This window comes from Billgrantia aerodenitrificans, from assembly GCF_021404405.1.
Classification (GTDB): Bacteria; Pseudomonadota; Gammaproteobacteria; order Pseudomonadales; family Halomonadaceae; genus Halomonas; species Halomonas aerodenitrificans.
Genome location: NZ_JABFTV010000002.1, coordinates 57,112 through 74,203, shown reverse-complemented (window position 1 = coordinate 74,203; position 17,092 = coordinate 57,112). Strand labels below are relative to the sequence as shown.

The 17,092-nt window shown below is 60.1% G+C and carries 14 protein-coding genes and 1 pseudogene; 13 read left to right on the top strand and 2 right to left on the bottom strand.

Features of this window, described 5'->3' with window-relative positions; genetic code table 11:
* The first annotated feature begins 18 nt into the window (after positions 1-18).
* The 9 genes from HOP59_RS03665 to HOP59_RS03625 all read left to right on the top strand — a co-directional run bounded on the left by HOP59_RS03665 (position 19) and on the right by HOP59_RS03625 (position 11,907).
* The gene (locus HOP59_RS03665; RefSeq protein ID WP_234252854.1) at positions 19-1,983 is read left to right on the top strand and encodes a TRAP transporter permease; all 1,965 of its coding nucleotides are present in this window, start codon (positions 19-21) and stop codon (positions 1,981-1,983) included.
* Between the two features lie 65 nt (positions 1,984-2,048).
* Positions 2,049-2,936 carry an amidohydrolase family protein gene (locus tag HOP59_RS03660; RefSeq protein ID WP_234252853.1) on the top strand — a complete coding sequence of 296 codons (888 nt, stop codon included), beginning with the start codon at positions 2,049-2,051 and terminating at the stop codon, positions 2,934-2,936.
* Positions 2,937-3,205: 269 nt separating this feature from the next.
* Positions 3,206-4,405: a DcaP family trimeric outer membrane transporter gene (locus tag HOP59_RS03655; protein ID WP_234252852.1), complete on the top strand. Its 1,200-nt coding sequence runs from the start codon at positions 3,206-3,208 to the stop codon at positions 4,403-4,405.
* Positions 4,406-4,646: 241 nt separating this feature from the next.
* On the top strand, positions 4,647-5,318 hold the full coding sequence (locus HOP59_RS03650) for a response regulator transcription factor (RefSeq protein ID WP_234252851.1): 672 nt from the start codon (positions 4,647-4,649) through the stop codon (positions 5,316-5,318).
* A gap of 4 nt (positions 5,319-5,322) precedes the next feature.
* Entirely contained in the window at positions 5,323-6,732 is a 1,410-nt protein-coding gene (locus tag HOP59_RS03645) for a sensor histidine kinase (protein WP_234252850.1), read from the top strand.
* Positions 6,729-7,805, top strand: coding sequence for an ABC transporter substrate-binding protein (locus HOP59_RS03640; protein ID WP_234252849.1), 1,077 nt, complete (start codon positions 6,729-6,731; stop codon positions 7,803-7,805). The genes HOP59_RS03645 and HOP59_RS03640 overlap by 4 nt, the downstream gene beginning before the upstream one ends.
* 130 nt (positions 7,806-7,935) lie before the next feature.
* Positions 7,936-9,021 carry a Bug family tripartite tricarboxylate transporter substrate binding protein gene (locus HOP59_RS03635; protein ID WP_234252848.1) on the top strand — a complete coding sequence of 362 codons (1,086 nt, stop codon included), beginning with the start codon at positions 7,936-7,938 and terminating at the stop codon, positions 9,019-9,021.
* 63 nt (positions 9,022-9,084) lie between these two features.
* Positions 9,085-11,070, top strand: a complete 1,986-nt coding sequence (locus HOP59_RS03630) for a tripartite tricarboxylate transporter permease (protein WP_234252847.1) — start codon at positions 9,085-9,087, stop codon at positions 11,068-11,070.
* A 75-nt stretch (positions 11,071-11,145) separates the two neighbouring features.
* On the top strand, positions 11,146-11,907 hold the full coding sequence (locus HOP59_RS03625; RefSeq protein ID WP_234252846.1) for a sulfite exporter TauE/SafE family protein: 762 nt from the start codon (positions 11,146-11,148) through the stop codon (positions 11,905-11,907).
* Here the strand turns inward: HOP59_RS03625 and HOP59_RS03620 are convergent.
* Positions 11,902-13,137 carry a LysR family transcriptional regulator gene (locus HOP59_RS03620; RefSeq protein ID WP_234252845.1) on the bottom strand — a complete coding sequence of 412 codons (1,236 nt, stop codon included), beginning with the start codon at positions 13,135-13,137 and terminating at the stop codon, positions 11,902-11,904. The genes HOP59_RS03625 and HOP59_RS03620 overlap by 6 nt on opposite strands.
* A gap of 150 nt (positions 13,138-13,287) precedes the next feature.
* Here HOP59_RS03620 and galB point away from each other — a divergent pair, with 150 nt between their 5' ends.
* Genes galB through HOP59_RS03600 form a run of 4 tightly spaced genes read left to right on the top strand, consistent with a single transcriptional unit; the run spans position 13,288 to position 16,721 of the window.
* Positions 13,288-14,025 (top strand): 4-oxalmesaconate hydratase, encoded by a 738-nt coding sequence (galB, locus tag HOP59_RS03615; protein WP_234252844.1) that lies wholly within the window; start codon positions 13,288-13,290, stop codon positions 14,023-14,025.
* Complete coding sequence (locus HOP59_RS03610) at positions 14,022-14,735, top strand: 4-carboxy-4-hydroxy-2-oxoadipate aldolase/oxaloacetate decarboxylase (RefSeq protein ID WP_234252843.1); 714 nt, start codon at positions 14,022-14,024, stop codon at positions 14,733-14,735. The genes galB and HOP59_RS03610 overlap by 4 nt, the downstream gene beginning before the upstream one ends.
* A gap of 4 nt (positions 14,736-14,739) precedes the next feature.
* Positions 14,740-15,822, top strand: coding sequence for a 4-oxalomesaconate tautomerase (locus HOP59_RS03605; protein ID WP_234252842.1), 1,083 nt, complete (start codon positions 14,740-14,742; stop codon positions 15,820-15,822).
* Positions 15,819-16,721: a DUF1932 domain-containing protein gene (locus HOP59_RS03600; protein WP_234252841.1), complete on the top strand. Its 903-nt coding sequence runs from the start codon at positions 15,819-15,821 to the stop codon at positions 16,719-16,721. Before HOP59_RS03605 ends, HOP59_RS03600 begins: the two co-directional genes overlap by 4 nt.
* A gap of 23 nt (positions 16,722-16,744) precedes the next feature.
* On the opposite strand, the pseudogene HOP59_RS03595 reads toward HOP59_RS03600, so the two are convergent.
* A pseudogene (locus HOP59_RS03595) lies at positions 16,745-16,963 on the bottom strand (class II aldolase/adducin family protein); the annotation flags it as partial.
* Between the last annotated feature and the right edge of the window lie 129 nt (positions 16,964-17,092).

The window sequence follows — 17,092 nt, the reverse complement described above, 5'->3', positions numbered from 1 at the left end:
TCTTGAGTGAGAAGCGCTATGTTCAAGCAAGCCATTGCGAAACTCATGCTGAGCGATGCCGATGCCGGCCCGCGAGAGACGCTGGTGGTATCCTTACTGTTCTCTCTTATGGCGGTAGGGGTCACGGCACTGGTGGTCTACGGCGCCTATTTCGGTGGCATTACCGCGCTGATTTTTCGCTCCCTGTTCCTCTCGTTCGTGGCAGGTGCCGGGTTGTTCTATGCCGGGCTTCGCACCCAGGCGCTTCCAGTCAAGCTGGCTCTCTATACCCTGGCACTCGTGTCCCTCGTGCCAGGGCCTTACTTGTGGCACTCCTATATGGACATCATCATGCGCGGGGCTATGTCTACCGTGCTGGATGAGTACATCTTCATTGGATTGCTGATCGCGGTTGTCGTGTTGGTACGCGCCTATGTCGGGTGGGCACTGGTGATCCTGATTGCCGCATCCCTGGCCTACGCCTGGTTCGGCGACATCATTCCTGGAAAGTATGGCCATAGCGGCTACGGCTTGGACCGCCTGACTTCGACGCTGTTGCTCTCGACGGAAGGTTTCTATGGCGTACCTATGGGGGTGGCCGCGGAATACATATTCTTGTTCGCCTTGTTCGGCGCTCTGTTGACTAAGATCGGCACAGGTGAAGTGTTCGTCGATATCGCCCGCGGCATTACCGGCCGGGTGCGTGGGGGTCCAGGCCTTTCCGCCGCGCTCTCCAGCACGTTGATCGGCTCGTTGAACGGTAGCGCCGTAGCCAACGTGGTCACGACCGGCACCTTTACCATTCCGCTGATGCGGCGTGTCGGCTACAGTCCCAAGCTGGCAGGGGCCATCGAAGCTGCAGCCTCTTCCGCAGGGCAAATCATGCCGCCGGTGATGGGCGCGGCTGCCTTTCTCATGGCAGAGATGATAGGCGTACCTTATGCCCAGATCGCATTGGCCGCCCTCATCCCCGCACTGCTTTACGTCTTTGCGCTGATGCTTGCCGTCTATCTCGAAGCCGGGCGATTGGGATTGGAACGAGATACGAGCGGTGGTCTCAAGTTCCTGGCACAAACGCTCATGCAACGTGGCTACCTGCTGCTGCCCTTGATCACCCTCATCGTCCTGATGATGCAAGGAAGGTCACCTACCCAAGCAGCCGTCGTGGCTATCATTTTCGGGCTGCTAATCAGCCCATGGCACAAGCTTACACGGGTAGGTCCCATTGATCTGATCGAGGTTTGCAAAGATACGCTGAAAGCCACCCTGCCCATCGTTGCCGCCGTGGCGGCAGCCGGCACTGTGATCGGTGTACTCAACCTCACGGGTATGGGGCTGATGGTGTCTAGCCTGATCGTCGAGGTGGGCGGCCAAAGCCTGTGGGCTGTGTTGCTGCTTACGGCACTGGCTTCCTTCATCCTCGGGATGGGACTGCCCACGTCGGCGGCCTACCTGCTGCTTGCCGTACTGGTGGCGCCGGCGCTGACTCGCCTCGGCATGCCGCCCATTTCCGCGCATATGTTCATTTTCTATTTCGGTCTGGTGTCGGCGATCACCCCACCCGTCGCCCTGGCCGCCTATGCTGCAGCAAGTATCGCGGGCGCCCCGGCCAATGCCACTGCCATCGAGTCGATGCGACTCGGCTTCGTCAAGCTGCTGGTGCCCTTCCTGTTTGTCTACATGCCGGGCTTGCTGCTGATCGGCGATGCGATCGATGTCCTCATGGCGATCACGCTGGCCTTCCCGGCAGCGCTGGGTATCACGGTCGGTTTTGCCGGCTGGCTAGTCCGGCCCCTGCCAGCAGTTGAACGAGCCGTTCTGATCCTGGCCTCGCTGTTAGTTGCCTGGCCCGCCCCGGCTGCCAGCTTTGAAGTAGGTATCATCGTTATCCGCGTCGCAGGCGCTCTGGCCATGGCTGCCATCCTGCTGCGGATCTTCCTGCGGCCCGTTGCCGATCCCTGCAACGTACCTAAGGTTGGCAAAGCCAAGGCAGAGTCGCCCTAAGCAATAAGCTGTTAAACGAATTTTCTCTCAATAGATGTAGCTGCCTTAGTGTGCATGGAGCCTTCATGAGCCCTGATTACCTTCCTTTTCATCCGAGCCCGCGTAAACCCAGATTTCAGGTGCCGCAAGGCGCCGTGGATGCGCACTGCCACGTATTCGGTCCAGGAGAGGAATTCCCCTACTCGCCTCAGCGCAAATACACGCCTTGCGATGCCGGCAAGAAAACGCTTTTTGCCCTACGCGATCACCTCGGGTTTTCGCGCAACGTCATCGTTCAGGCGTCTTGCCACGGTAGTGACAACCGTGCCCTGCTGGACGCATTGAAGCATGCTGGTGACCGCGCCCGAGGTGTTGCCGTGGTCGATGGCGATGTCGATGCAAGTGCCCTGCACGAGATGCATGCTGCGGGGGTACGCGCCGTGCGCCTGAACTTCGTCAAGCGCCTTGTCGATAGCCTTTCCTGGGACGACTGCCTGGCTATCGTGGATAAGATCAAGCCACTGGGCTGGCATGTGGTGATTTACTTCGAGGCTTCTGACCTGGATGAGCTTCGCCCGCTGCTGGCCAGGATAGACACCACCATCGTGATCGACCACATGGGGCGGCCGGATGTCGCAAAGGGTGTGGAGCATACCGACTTCCTTAACTTCATCAACTTGCTTGAGGAGAATGAGAACATTTGGACGAAGGTCAGTTGCCCTGAGCGGCTTACCTTGAAAGGGCCAGCTTATGAAGATGTTGTTCCCTTCGCGCGTGCCTTGGTCGAACGTTTTCCCGAGCGGGTACTGTGGGGCACCGACTGGCCGCACCCCAACATGAAATCCCATATGCCTGATGACGGGGAACTCGTAGACGTAATCCCACATATCGCCGTTACCGAGACACTTCAGCGAAAGCTTCTCGTCGACAATCCGACACGACTTTATTGGGAGCAATTGCCACAGGAAAAGTAACACCGCACCACACTCAATTACGAGGCTGATTATTTGCATCGTGAAATTTCACGATGCAGGAATCTATTTTTTTCTAAACAAACCTAAAAAACAGGTAATAATCTCGGCCTGGATACCCTGCGTTCTTGCAAGCTCGGCATCCGTCACCCTAATGCATAACAATAACCAAAAGGAGGCGCACACAAGAGAACCCCAAACCCAGCTGAAAACATAAACCATATAAAACAATCTTCGTTTAATCCCATAGCAACTCCGAGGGAGCACAAAGCGTGTCTAATACAATCAATAAAACCAGCAAAACAACAGGCCTCAGCTTGCTGGCGACTGCCCTGCTCACAAGCCAAGCCTGGGGTGTGGAACTCCAGGCAGGTGACACCAGCGTCAATCTGTACGGCTTTGCCAAGCTCGACATCCTCTATGATGTTGGGGATATCCGCGCCGGTACACGTGGCATGGGTAAATCCATCGGCTTCGAAAACATCGGCCTAGAGGGTCAAACCACGACCAGCGGACACTCCGACCTGCACGCCGACGAGTCTCGACTGGGCGTCAGGACCCGCACTCCTACCGAACAGGGTGATTTGCTGGTCAACATCGAGGGGGATTTCTGGACCGGCAACCTTCGCCTGCGTCAGGCCTACGGGTCATGGAACGGGATTACGGCCGGCCAGACTTGGAGCAACTTCCACACCTTCGTCAGCACGACCCCAACTCTCGACTTCACCGGACCCGCCGGACGAGACGCCTTTTTCCGCCAGGCACAGTTGCGCTATTCCTACGGGAACTTCCACATCGCGCTGGAAGATCCCAGCGGCGCCATGTCGGGAAGCTCGTATGACGGCGGCTATAGCGGCGAATCGGGCGGTCGCTCCATTGCCGGTACCGATGTCGATCGCAAGGACAGCCTGCCGGACCTGACGCTGCGTTATGAATCCAGCATGGGAGATCTCAAGTATTCTGCTGCCGCCCTTCTGCGCGACATCGCCTTCGATGATGGCGCAGCGAGCGACTCGGTGACCGCCTGGGGCCTGTTCCTCGCCGGCAGCATCGAACTCACACCAGGCACGACACTGCGTGGGCAGATCACAGGTGGGGACGGGCTGGGCGCATACATGAAGCTGAATCCTGCGCCAGCCGCCTATCGGGTGGGTGACGAACTGGAGACAATCTTTTCTTGGGGAGGCACCCTGGGTATCAGCCACGACATCGGACCCGGCTCGCTCAACCTGGCCTACTCCTATGTCGAGGCAGATTGGGACGACGCCCTCGCGGATGGCATTGCGCTGGTAAACGAGGGCAGCGGCAACGCCTACGACCACAAGCGCGACCTGATCCACCTCAACTACATGTGGCAGCCAACGAAAAACGTCACCTACGGCATCGAGGTTGCTCATGCTGCAAGAACTGCAGTAGACGATCGCGAGGGAGACGCAACACGTATACAGGGTAGCGTCATCTACGCCTTCTGAGGTGACGTGCGTGACACGACGCCGGTTCTCCGGCGTCGTTATAAACAGTTCAGACAGCAACCGATAAAAAAATGCGATATCCGTTTAAGCATTTCCCAGGCGCCACGCTCCATTGACCGGCCGTATTCTGTCGTAGCCGGTCGCGATTCCGCACGGCTTTGACTGCCTCCACGACGGGGCCAGGCGGTCACGCCCTACGGAGGTACCATGAGCTCAGTTCCTCGTACCGAACCAGTTAGCCATGCGCATCCTCGTTGTTGAGGACAACCGCATATTGGCCGATGCCATCAGCCAACGAATGCGCAAGGCCGGTCACGGTGTCGACGCCGCCATGACAGGGTTGGTGGGCTGGGAAATGCTCGAGGCGCAGCCCTATGACCTGATCATCCTCGATCTCAACCTGCCCGGTATCTCTGGTGAACAGTTGCTGTGGCGCTTACGGCAGCGTCAGAAGACCACACCAGTGCTGGTCTTGACAGCTCGCGACCAGGTGCAGGATCGCATTCAACTGCTCGATCTCGGCGCAGACGACTACTTGAGCAAGCCTTTCGATGGCGGTGAGCTGGAGGCGCGCTGTCGTGCACTCCTCAGGCGTAGCCAGGGGCAGGCGCAGGACGTGGTTCGGCATGGGAACCTGGAGCTTGATCGCCGCACCTGCCGCGTGAGGGTGGGTGGCGAAGCAGTTGAGCTCAAACAGCGGGAGTATCGTCTACTGGAGGTGTTTCTGGCGTATAGCGGCCAGGTGCTGAGCAAGGAGGCATTGCTAGATCATCTTTACAACTTCGATGAAAGCCGCAATCCCAATGTGATCGAGATTTATGTAGCACGGCTGCGCAAGGCTCTCGTTGACAGCGACCTGTCGATACGCACCCTGCGCGGCCTCGGCTATCTGCTCGAGAAGCGTAATGGCTAGGGGCGTGACTTCGATTCGACGCCAGCTGGTGTATCTCTCGCTGCTGCTTCTCGTCACCAGTACCCTAGCTGCTTACCTGGGCGCCAAGGCTTATGGCGACCGAGCCGCACGCATCTCCTTCGACCGACTGATGCTCGGTTCGATACTGCAGATGGCAGAGAGCATAAGCCTGCTCGATGGCGAGGTCGTCATCGACCTGCCGAGTTCCGCCTTCGGCATCCTGGCCATGGCGCAAGATGACCGTGCCTTCTATGGCATCTTTGGCCCTGACAACCAGCGCTTGACCGGCTATGACGACCTCCCAATGCCTCCCTCGGATGCGACCCGCATCTCCGCCAACCCGGACATGCCGGTGCAGCTCTACTATTACGACAACTACCGAGGCGAGCGAGTACGCTTCCTGACCATCCGCAAACCCCTCATCGAGGACGACCGCGCCACCGAAGTCGCCATCACGGTGGGCCAGACCCTACGCGCACGGCAGGCGCTGGCCGACGAAATCAGTCTGCTGGTGCTCCAGTTCGTCATTGCCTTCACCTGTGTCGGTTTGCTTCTGCTGGTGTTCGGCATCCGCAAGATCCTGGCCCCCTTACGCCAGCTCAAGCTAGCCATTGCTGAACGCTCGCCGGTGGATATCCAGCCGTTGAGGATACCGGTACCGCGCGAGATCGAACCTCTGCTTGATACCATCAATCACTACATGGCTCAGCTCGACAGTACCCTCAAGCGGCTGGAAAGATTCACCGCCGAGGCCGCCCATCAGATTCGCACACCGCTCGCCGGTCTGAAGTCTCAAGCCGAAAATGCGTTGGAGGAGAGCGAGGCTACAATACGTCATCAGCAGCTCCTACAGGTCGTAACTAGCGCCAATCTGCTAGCCAATACCGTCAACCAGCTGCTGAATCAGGCTACGCTGGCCCATCGTTTCCAGAGCGAACCGCGTATCTGGGTATCGCTCAACGAGGTGGTAGAGTCGTGCTGCCGTGAGCTGGTGGTGTGGGCCTTGGGCCAGCAAGTGGAAATCGCTTATCTGAGCGAAGGCGAGTTTCGGCTGAAAGGTGATGACTTCGCTTTGCGCCAAATGCTGCGAAACCTAATCGAAAACGCCGTCAAGTACAGTTCGGCCGGCGATATCGTCGAGGTGGCTATTGAGGCCGGTAAAGGTGCTTCGCCGGGCTCCGCTGTGCTGTTGATACGCGACCAGGGCCCCGGGATTCCCGACGCAGAAAAAGAACGGGTATTCGAACGGTTCTATAGAGCCCAGGACAATGCACACCCTGGATCCGGCATCGGTCTGGCGATTGCCAGAGAAGTGGCCGAGCATCATTACGCGCGGCTGCGGCTCAGAGACAACGTGCCAAAGGGGTTGATCGTAGAGGTGAGCTTCTATCCCCCCACGGTGCAAGCGGTATGAAAAGCTGCATTCTGCTCCTCGCCTGGCTGATCATGGCCTCTATGGTTCATGCTGGTGAACTTTACCGGCATGCAGGCCGACAGCATGCCACGACTGAAGCGCCCCGTACGCTGGTTATTCACGGAGCCGCCGATCACCCCGCCGTGGCCCCGCTTTTTGAGGCTTTCCTTGAGAGCCACCCCGCGTTCGAGATTCTTTATACCGAATTCAGCACGCTCGATCTCTACCATCACTTCATCGATCACCACCCCGCGACGCCCGACCTGGTCATGAGTCCAGCGATGGATCTGCAGATCAAGCTGGTCAACGACGGTTATGCCCTGCCCTACCAATCGGTCCATACCGAAGCGCTGCCGGACTGGGCCAAGTGGCGAAACGAGGTCTTCGGCTTCACCTACGAGCCCATCGTGATTGCTCTAAATACCCAGGTACTTCAAGGCGAGCCCCTACCCCAGAGCCGCACCCAGCTGATCAATCTGATCCGCACTTTGCGTCACCGCTTCCATGGCAGAATCGGACTGCTCGATATCGAGACGGTCGGCCTGGGCTACCTGACCTGGACGCACGACAGCCAGCAGTCCCGCACATACGGCCGGCTGATCGAGGTGTTCGGCTCTCTGCAGGCGCGGCTGTATCCCAATAGCTCCACGCTGCTGGAGGCAGTGGACAGAGGCGAAGTCATGGTGGCCTACAACGTACTCGGCTCCTATGCCCGGGACTGGGCCCAGCGCAACGATGACCTCGCCGTCATTCTGCCGACGGACTATACCTCCGTGATCATGCGCAGCGCCTTCATTCCCAAAGCTGCAAGCCGTCTGGCTGAAGCTCAACTGTTCCTGGACTTCCTGCTTTCGACGCGAGGGCAGCAAGTGCTGGCCAATGCATCCAGCCTCAATCCGATCGACGAAAGGGTCACAGGCCCAAACTCGATCAGTAATCTCCGCCGCTCGACTCAAAGTCCACTGCGCCCTATCCCTTTCGGGCTGGAACTGCTGCTGCAGACCGACGACGCCAAGCGTCATCTGATGTTGGAAGAGTGGTCGCACTCCATCGAATCTTCGTTCGCCGATTGACTACCAAGTCGCGACCAAAGTCGCAGATGCCCTCCCGTCTCATGACAGGTGCAGGAAAGGTTCGCCTCGTACAGTCGCGTCGAGCCCTAGGGCTCTTTGGCTTCGTACCGGAAACGACGAGGAGTCTCCGATGAAAAGAACAATTTACGCCTTCTCCACCTCACTGCTGCTGGTAGCAGGGTTTGGCCCCGCACCTCAGGCACTGTCAAGTGATGTCGACTTCAGTGGCGAGCGCATCGAGTGGCTGGTGCCGTTCCGTGAAGGGGGCGGCACCGATACCTGGGCGCGCTTCTTTGCGCCTCGGCTTTCCGAGGCGCTGCCCGGCCAACCGACACTGATCATCAGGAACGTGCCCGGCGGCGGCTCGATCAACGGCGCCAATCAATTCGATACCCGCGGCAAGAACAACGGTCAGGAAATATTCGGCTCTACGGCGTCGACCCTCTTCTACGCGATGCTGGGCGACCGCCGTGCTAGCTATCAGCCGCAGGATTGGGTCCCAGTGTTTGCTACGCCCACCGGCGGCGTGCTCTATCTCTCCTCGGACCTGGGTATCGATTCCGCGGCCGAGCTAGCCGAACTGGGCAAGCAAGAGCTCATCTTTCCCAGCCTGGGGCCGACCTCTCTCGATCTGGTCCCTCTGCTGGCAATGGAGATGCTCCACCTCAACGTCAGGCCGGTATTCGGCATGGATCGCTCCGCCGGGCGCTTGGCATTCGAGCGCGGTGAGGTGAATGTGGATTACCAGACCTCCGCGCCTTATCTCAAGAACGTGACACCGCTGGTCGAGGAGGGCTCGGCCGTACCCATCATGTCCTGGGGGGTACTCGGCGAGGACGGCTCGCTGCAGCGCGACCCCTCTTTTCCCGACCTGCCGCACTTCGCCGAAGTGTACGAGATGATCCATGGCGAAGCCCCACAAGGCCAAGCCTTCGAGGTCTGGAAGACCTTCTTCATCGCCGGCTTCGCTGCCCAGAAGATGCTGTTCCTGCAGGAGGGCACACCTCAGGAAATCGTCGACACCTACCGAAAGGCCGCCATCGATATCTCTGCTCAGCCTGACTTCCAGGAGCAGGCCAGCGTAGCCATCGGCGACTACGACCAGATTCTCGGCGACAACGTGGACACGGCATTCGAGATGATCTTCAGCCTCTCCGAAGACGATACCCAGTGGATCCAGAACTGGCTGGCTGAAAACTACGACGTCAAATTCTGAGACGTTTAGACGACAACGGTGTCGGCTTTCACGGCGCCGTTGTCGACTACTGAGGTGCCTACGATGTTCGACGTGATTTTCGCCGCCCTGGGTTCGCTATTCTCAGGGCCGCATCTGCTCTATCTCGGTCTTGGCGTGCTGATGGGACTGTGCATCGGCATATTTCCGGGACTTGGCGGCATTGCCGGTCTTTCGCTGCTGCTACCGTTGCTCTACGGTATGGACACCATTTCCGCCTTGGCGATGCTGATCGGCTTGGTCGCGGTGATTCCCACCTCCGATACCTTTACGTCGGTACTGATGGGCATTCCTGGATCGAGCGGCTCCCAGGCTACGGTGCTCGATGGATTTCCTCTTGCCAAGAAGGGCCAGGCGGCACGTGCGCTCTCAGCAGCCTTTACAGCATCGTTGTTTGGGGGTCTGTTCGGTGCACTGGTACTGACGCTGTTCGTGCTGATCGCTCGCCCGATCATCCTCGCCTTCGGCTCGGCGGAGCTGTTCATGCTTACCCTGCTCGGACTGAGCATGGTCGCAGGCCTGGCAGGCAAAAGCCTTATCAAGGGTCTGTGCGCCTGCGGCCTCGGGCTGCTGTTCGGTACCATGGGCGGGGCCCCGGCTACCGGTGAGTTTCGCCTGTCATTCGATGTCGATTACTTGATGGATGGCATCCCGCTGGTCGTGATGGGGCTAGGAATTTTTGCGCTGCCCGAGATCGTCGACCTGCTGCGCCGCAATACGTCCATCTCAGAGGCCACTCCGCTGGGTGGTGGCTGGATTACCGGTGTGCGTGACATGATCCGCCATAAGTGGCTGGCACTGCGCTGTGCTGCCCTCGGCTGCATCGTCGGTGCTTTGCCGGGGCTCGGCGGCAGCGTAGTGGATTGGATCGCCTACGGGCACGCCGTGCAGACAACCAAGTCGAAGGGGGGCTTCGGCAAGGGTGAGATTCGCGGCGTGATCGCCCCCGAGGCGTCCAACAACGCCAAGGAGGGCGGCGCCATGATCCCGACGTTGCTGTTCGGCATTCCTGGCTCGGGCAGCATGGCCATCTTCCTCGGCGGCATGATCCTAATCGGCCTTGAGCCCGGCCCGAACATGGTCAGCAGCAATCTCGACGTGACCTATACGATCATCTGGTCGCTGGCATTGGCCAACGTATTGGGGGCTGGGGCCTGCCTGCTGCTGTCGGGCTGGGTTTCGCGGCTGACTACGATTCCCTATGCCTTGATGGCGCCTTTCATGATCATGGTGATCTGTTTTGCCGCCTTCCAGGCAACTCGCAGCCTGGGCGATCTGGTGGCTTTGCTGGCCGTAGGGGTGCTCGGCATCTTTCTCAAGCGATTCGGCTGGCCACGGCCTGCATTCCTGATCGGCTTCGTACTCGCTTCAGGCATGGAGAACTATCTTTATCAGGCGCTGCAATTCAACGGTTGGTCGTTTATTACCAAGCCGGGTGTGCTGATCATCGCCGTGTTGCTGCTGGTATCGGTTGTCATTGCGGTGCGTCAGGTAGCGCGACTATCCCATCAGTCCGACGCAGATGCGGCCGTCAAAGGTGGACAAGTCAGCCTGAAGGGAAGGTTGCCTCAGGTCGCCTTCACTCTCGGCATTGGGGCTTTTTTCAGTTACGGCCTCTTCGACGCCTTCCAGGTGATGCCGTTGGCGCGAGTCTTCCCGGCAGGCATCAGCCTGACCATGCTGGTGCTGGTTGGCGTGATGCTGGTTCGTCAACTACGCGGAAAGGTAAGTGACCCCATCCTTCAGGACATGGAGCAAGACGAAAACGTCGCGCTGCCAGTAGGTTTCTACCACTACCTGCTGTGGCTCACGGGACTCGTTCTCGGTTGCTATCTGGTGGGTTACGTTATCGCCATGACGCTGTTCTTCGTCGCCTTCCTGCTGATCAGGGCTCACGCCTCGCTGTCCAGCACCCTCACGCTAACCGCTTGCGGTATGGGTTTCTTGACTCTACTCGCTCATCTGATGGTACTGAACCTCCCCAGCGGCTTGCTGCAACAGGTCGTTGATCTGCCCTGGCCCCTGGGCTGAGTAGGTATTGGTCCGACGTGTCCTCCAACAAACCCAGGCCGGGCACTGCCCGGCCGAAGCCCGACGAGATGAACGATGCCCGAAGCGTTGCTGAATGGACTCTCTCCTTTAGTGTTCTTTTTGCTGATCGGCATGGCCTGCTTGACCTCGCTATTGACTGCCAGCCTGGGCGCCGGTGGCGGTATCATGCTGCTAGGGGTACTGGCCCAGGTAGTACCACCGCAGATGATCATCCCGCTGCATGGCGTGATCCAATTGGGTTCCAATGCTGGACGCGCTGCCATGCTGCCGCGTCACATCGATTGGAAGCTGATACTCGCCTTTCTGCCTGGTGCCCTTTTGGGGGCTCTCGTGGGCAGTTTCGTGCTGGTTGCACTCTCCCCACCTGTCATGTACCTGACCATCGCCGGTTTTATTCTTTATCTTTGCTGGGGTCCCCCACTGCCACGCCTGGTCCTCGGTCGCTGGGGACCGCCCTTGGTCGGCACCATCACCACGTTCCTGACGTTGTTCGTGGGGGCCACAGGCCCTTTGATTGGCGCGTTCCTCAAGCAGATGTATCAAGATCGCTTCCGCACTGTGGCCACCTTCGCCTCGCTGATGAGCCTGCAGCACATATGCAAGATTCTGGTGTTTCAGCAAGCCGGCTTCGAATTGCGCCCTTGGCTGCCCCTGGTTGCGGCAATGATCGCCAGCGGCGCTATTGGCAGCTGGATTGGCCTGCGCCTGCTCAAGCGCTTGCAGGATAAGCACTTCAGCAAAATTTTCAGTTGGATACTGACCCTGCTCGCGCTACGTCTTATTTGGCAGGCCATCGATCCATACGGAGGCTCATGACCCCTTGGCGTCAACACAATCCCCTGCTGTGCGATTCGCGCTGACCTTACGTAACGCTTCCATCAGAGCCTTGGCTGCAGGTGCGTGCAAGCTGGCACTACGATAGGTCAACCCGATGGCCCGGGTGGTCTGCTTCAAGGTCCATGGCAGAATACAGAGCTCGCCGGATACGATCTCCCGCTCCAGCTGATGGGCGGAGACCGCGGCAAGCATGTTGGAACGCAGCAGCAAGCCACGGATCACTGCCAAGTCACCGCTCTCTACCGCAGGCCGGGGCGAGGCCATGCCTGACTCACCGAAACAGGCATCGAGCAATTCACGCGCGGGGGAGCCGGCACGCGGCAGAATCCAGCGTGCCGCGGCCAGGGCAGTGGTGTCGACGCGCTTCGCCAGCAGCGGGTGGTCGCGCCGCGCCAGGATGACCATCCGTTCCTGCAATAACGCTTCGCCATGCAGATCACTGGCGTAGGTGGCCGCACGCAGGGCCCCAAAGATGAAATCGATGTCTCCCGCACGCAGCTCACTGGCGAGAAGGTCGAAGGGGCTCTCGTTGGTCACTACTTGTATGTCGGGATGCTTCGCCATCATTTGAGCGATGGCTTCCGGCAACAGGCACGTGCGACCAAGCGGCAGCGCGCCGACATGCACGACCCCTTTCAAACTGCCCTGCATCGCCGCAAGCTCGGCCAGGAGATGACGCAACTCATTGAGCGCGCGGCGAATGGGATATTGCAGCTCCTGACTGGCCCGGGTGGGCTGCAACCCCTTTGGGGTGCGCTCGAAAAGGCGTACCCCGGCTCCTTGTTCAAGCACCTTGAGCGCTGCACTGACGGCTGGCTGACTCAGCTCGAACAGGCTAGCCACCGTTTGCATGTGATGCGTTTCGCAGAGTTTGACGAATAGTTGCAGGCGTCGGGTCTGGAACAGGTAGAGCGGTTCGGCCGCTGTGTCTCGCGCGATACCCAGCAGGCCAGGCACGCTTGCCAGTTCCGCCAACACGCGGCGCGCCCGAGGCAGGATCTGTTCGCCAGAATCGGTCAGCCGCATCCCGTTGGCATGCCGCTCGAACAGCACAGCGTCCAGGTGCATCTCTAGATCGGCAATGGCCCGCGTGACAACCGACTGGGCGCGATAAAGCGCAGCGGAGGCCTTCGACACGCTGCCCAGCTCGGCCACGCGAACGAAGGCACGCACTTGCATCAGATTGGGCAGTTCGCGGTCAGGTGTCATAGCGAGCTCACAGGAATGGTAGAGCCACTATGACAATAGCAAGCTCAGTGTAGCAATAAATAAAACGTATACCCAGAACAGTTGAATGCATTTCCCGGGATGCAAGGCGAATGACAAGCTTTGGATCATCTGCAACAGGAGCCCTGCATCATGAAAGAGAATACCAAGACCGCCCTCGTCGTCAGTGCCCACTCCGCCGATTTCGTCTGGCGCGCCGGTGGCGCCATCGCCCTGCACGCTCAGCAGGGCTACGACGTTCACATCGTCTGCCTTTCGTTTGGCGAACGTGGCGAATCGGCCAAGCTGTGGCGGCTGGGCAACATGACCGAAGCGAAGGTCAAGGCGGCGCGGCGCGAGGAAGCGGAAGCGGCTGCCGGTGCACTGGGCGCAGCTGCCGTCGAGTTCTTCGATATCGGCGACTACCCGATGCGCACCGACAAAGAGACACTGTTCCGTCTGGCCGACGTGTTTCGCCGCGTACAGCCGGAATTCGTGCTCAGCCATTCGCTCAAAGACCCCTACAACTACGATCACCCCCTCGCCACCCACTTGACTCAGGAGGCGCGCATCATCGCCCAGGCGGAAGGCTACAAGCCGGGTGAAACTGTCGTCGGCGCGCCGCCGGTCTACTGCTTCGAGCCCCATCAGCCTGAACAATGCGAATGGCGCCCCGACGTACTGCTCGACATCACCGACGTGTGGGACAAGAAATATGCTGCCATCCAGTGCATGGCCGGCCAAGAGCACCTCTGGGAGTACTACACCCGGGTGGCACTACAGCGCGGCGTCCAGGCCAAGCGCAACGTGGGCATCACCTCGAAACGCAACATCGTCTACGGCGAGGGATATCAGAGTCTCTTCCCCCGCGTCACGGAGAATCTGGGATGAGCCACCTGACCGGCAAGAGCGGCTATGTCGTACGTAACATCCCACGTGCCAGTGCGCAAACGATCCAGGGCCTTGGCATGGCCGGTGTCGCCACCGTACATGAAGCTCAGGGTCGCATCGGCTGCCTGGCCTCCTATATGCGTCCAATTTATAGCGGCGCCCGTATTGCCGGCTCGGCGGTCACCATCAGTGCGGCGCCGGGCGACAACTGGATGCTGCACGTTGCCATCGAACAGCTGCAGGAAGGCGATATTCTGGTACTATCGCCAACCTCGCCCTGCGACAACGGCTACTTCGGCGATCTGCTCGCCACTTCGGCCATGGCGCGTGGCTGCCGCGGTCTGGTGATCGATGCCGGTGTTCGCGACGTTGGCGACCTGACCGAGATGGGCTTTCCCGTCTGGTCCAAGGCGATCAGCGCCCAGGGCGCGGTCAAGGAAACTCTAGGTTCGGTAAACGTGCCTATCGTCTGCGCCGGACAGGTGATCGAGGCCGGCGATGTGATCGTGGCCGACGACGACGGCGTCTGCGTCGTGCGTCATGCCAATGCCGACACGGTGCTGGCTGCGGCACGCAAACGTCTCAACGCCGAGGAGGCCAAGCGCAAGCGGCTGGCCCACGGTGAGCTGGGCCTCGACATCTACGACATGCGCCCACGCCTGGCCGAGAAGGGATTGGTGTATCTCGACAGCACCGACGAGCAGGGGTAATACGATGAGCCAGCGACGTATTCCCTGCCTGCTGATCCGCGGCGGTACCTCCAAGGGGGCCTACTTTCTCGCTGACGACCTGCCCGCCGACCCGGCTACGCGCGACCGCGTTTTGCTGACAGCCATGGGTTCACCGGACCCTCGCCAGATCGACGGCATCGGTGGCGCCGATTCGCTCACCAGCAAGGTCGCCATTGTTCGTCCCTCCAGCCGGCCAGGCGTCGATGTGGATTATCTCTTTGCCCAGGTGGTGGTGGACGAGCCTCGCGTCGACATCGGACAGAACTGCGGCAATATTCTCGCCGGCGTGGGACCTTTCGCCATCGAGCGTGGACTGGTGTCGGTGACCGACGACGAAACGCCGGTGCGTATCTACATGGAAAACACCGGCCAGATCGCCGTGGCCAAGGTGCCGACCCCCAACGGCCAGGTGCGCTATGATGGCGATACGCGCATCGACGGTGTACCTGGCCGAGCCGCGCCGCTGGTGATCGAGTTCGAGGACGTGGCCGGCTCCAGCTGCGGCGCCCTGTTGCCTACAGGCAGCCCCCGCGACAGCTTCGACGGTGTCGAGGTCACCTGCATCGACAACGGTATGCCCGTCGTCATGCTGCGCGCCGCGGACCTCGGCCTGGTGGGTGACGAAACACCCGACGAGCTGGATGCCGACGGGAGACTCAAGGCCCGTCTGGAAGCCATTCGCCTTCAGGCCGGCCCACGCATGAACCTCGGCGACGTCAGCCAGCGTACCGTCCCTAAGATGTGCCTTGTCTCGCCACCGCGTACCGGTGGTGCCATGAGCACACGCACCTTCATTCCGCATCGCTGCCACACGTCGATCGGCGTGTTCGGCGCGGTTAGTGCCGCTAGTGCTGCACTCGTCGAAGGCTCGGTGGTGGCCGATCTCGCCCTTGCGGGAGAGGGTGAGCTGCGGCGCCTTTCCGTGGAGCATCCCACTGGGGAATTCAGCGTCGAGCTGCACCTGAAGAACGGTGAGCTGGCCGGTTGCGGCCTGGTACGTACCGCGCGTCTGCTGTTCGATGGCCAGGTCTGCATTCCTGCTGCGGTATGGGAGGAGTCCGCATGACCTTCAGCGATATCGCCATGATCGGCTTCGGTGAGGCCGGCGGCATTCTGGCCGGCGATCTTGCCGCCCAGGGGGTGCGCGTTCGCGCCTACGACACGCTGCTCGACGAACCTGCTACGCGCTTGCGCCTGCAGGAGAAGGCTGCGCGCTGCGGCGTCACGCTGTGCAACAGCGCCCAGCAGGCAACGCAAGGGGCGCAATTGGTAATCTCCGCCGTCACCGCAGGGGCCGCCCTCGACGTGGCGAGCGGGTTGGCCCCGGCACTTCAACCTGGGCAGTGGTACCTGGACATCAACTCGGTAGCACCGGCCACCAAACAAACCGCGTGCGCCACCGTGCAGTACAGTGGCGCCACCTACGTGGACGCTGCCGTGATGGCCCCAGTACCGCCCAAACGGCTGCAGACGCCAATCCTGCTGGGGGGCCATGACGCGGACACGATTTCCGCTGGCCTGAATGCCCTGGGTTTTTCCACGCGGGTGGTTTCCGGCGAGGTCGGCGTGGCCTCGGCGATCAAAATGTGTCGCAGCGTAATGATCAAAGGGCTGGAAGCGCTCACCACCGAATGCCTATTCACGGCTCGCCACTACGGTGCCGAAGAAGAGGTACTGGCCTCACTGCAGGCCAGCTTTCCCGGAATGGGGTGGGACGCCGCCCTGCCCCACTATCTCTTCAGCCGAGTCGCCGAGCATGGATGGCGTCGAGCCGAGGAGATGGAAGAGGTGGCCGAAACCGTCCGGGCGGCCGGAGGCGAACCGCACATGAGCCAGGCCATTGCTCAGGTCCAACGCGGACTGGCCGAGGCTATGGCCGTCCAGGGTTTGAACTACAACAAATTAGAGCCCTTCGATTGGCACCCATTGGTGGACCGCTTGACCGCAACGCGAAACCGCAAATAAAAAGTAAACTTAGGAGTGGCGTGTCATTCTCGGGGGAATTGTGCCTCCAGCTTGGCGACCTGCTCCGACGTCAGGCCCCGCGGGTTCTCGCCGCGCAACAGCAGAAACAGCTTGGCGGTTTCCTCGAGCTCCTCAGTCGCATAAACCACTGCCTTGAGATTCTTGCCAGCCACCACCGGGCCGTGGTTGGCGAGCAGTACAGCGCTGTGCTTACCGGCTAGCCCGCGTACCGCATCACCCGGCCCTGAAGGAGAAGCAGCAGGACCTGGACGACTATTTGGTCACCTACAACACGAAACAGCCGCATCAGGGCCGCAACATGAAGGGGGCGACGCCCTATGCCGTGTTCAAGAAAGGGCTCCTCAAAGCGA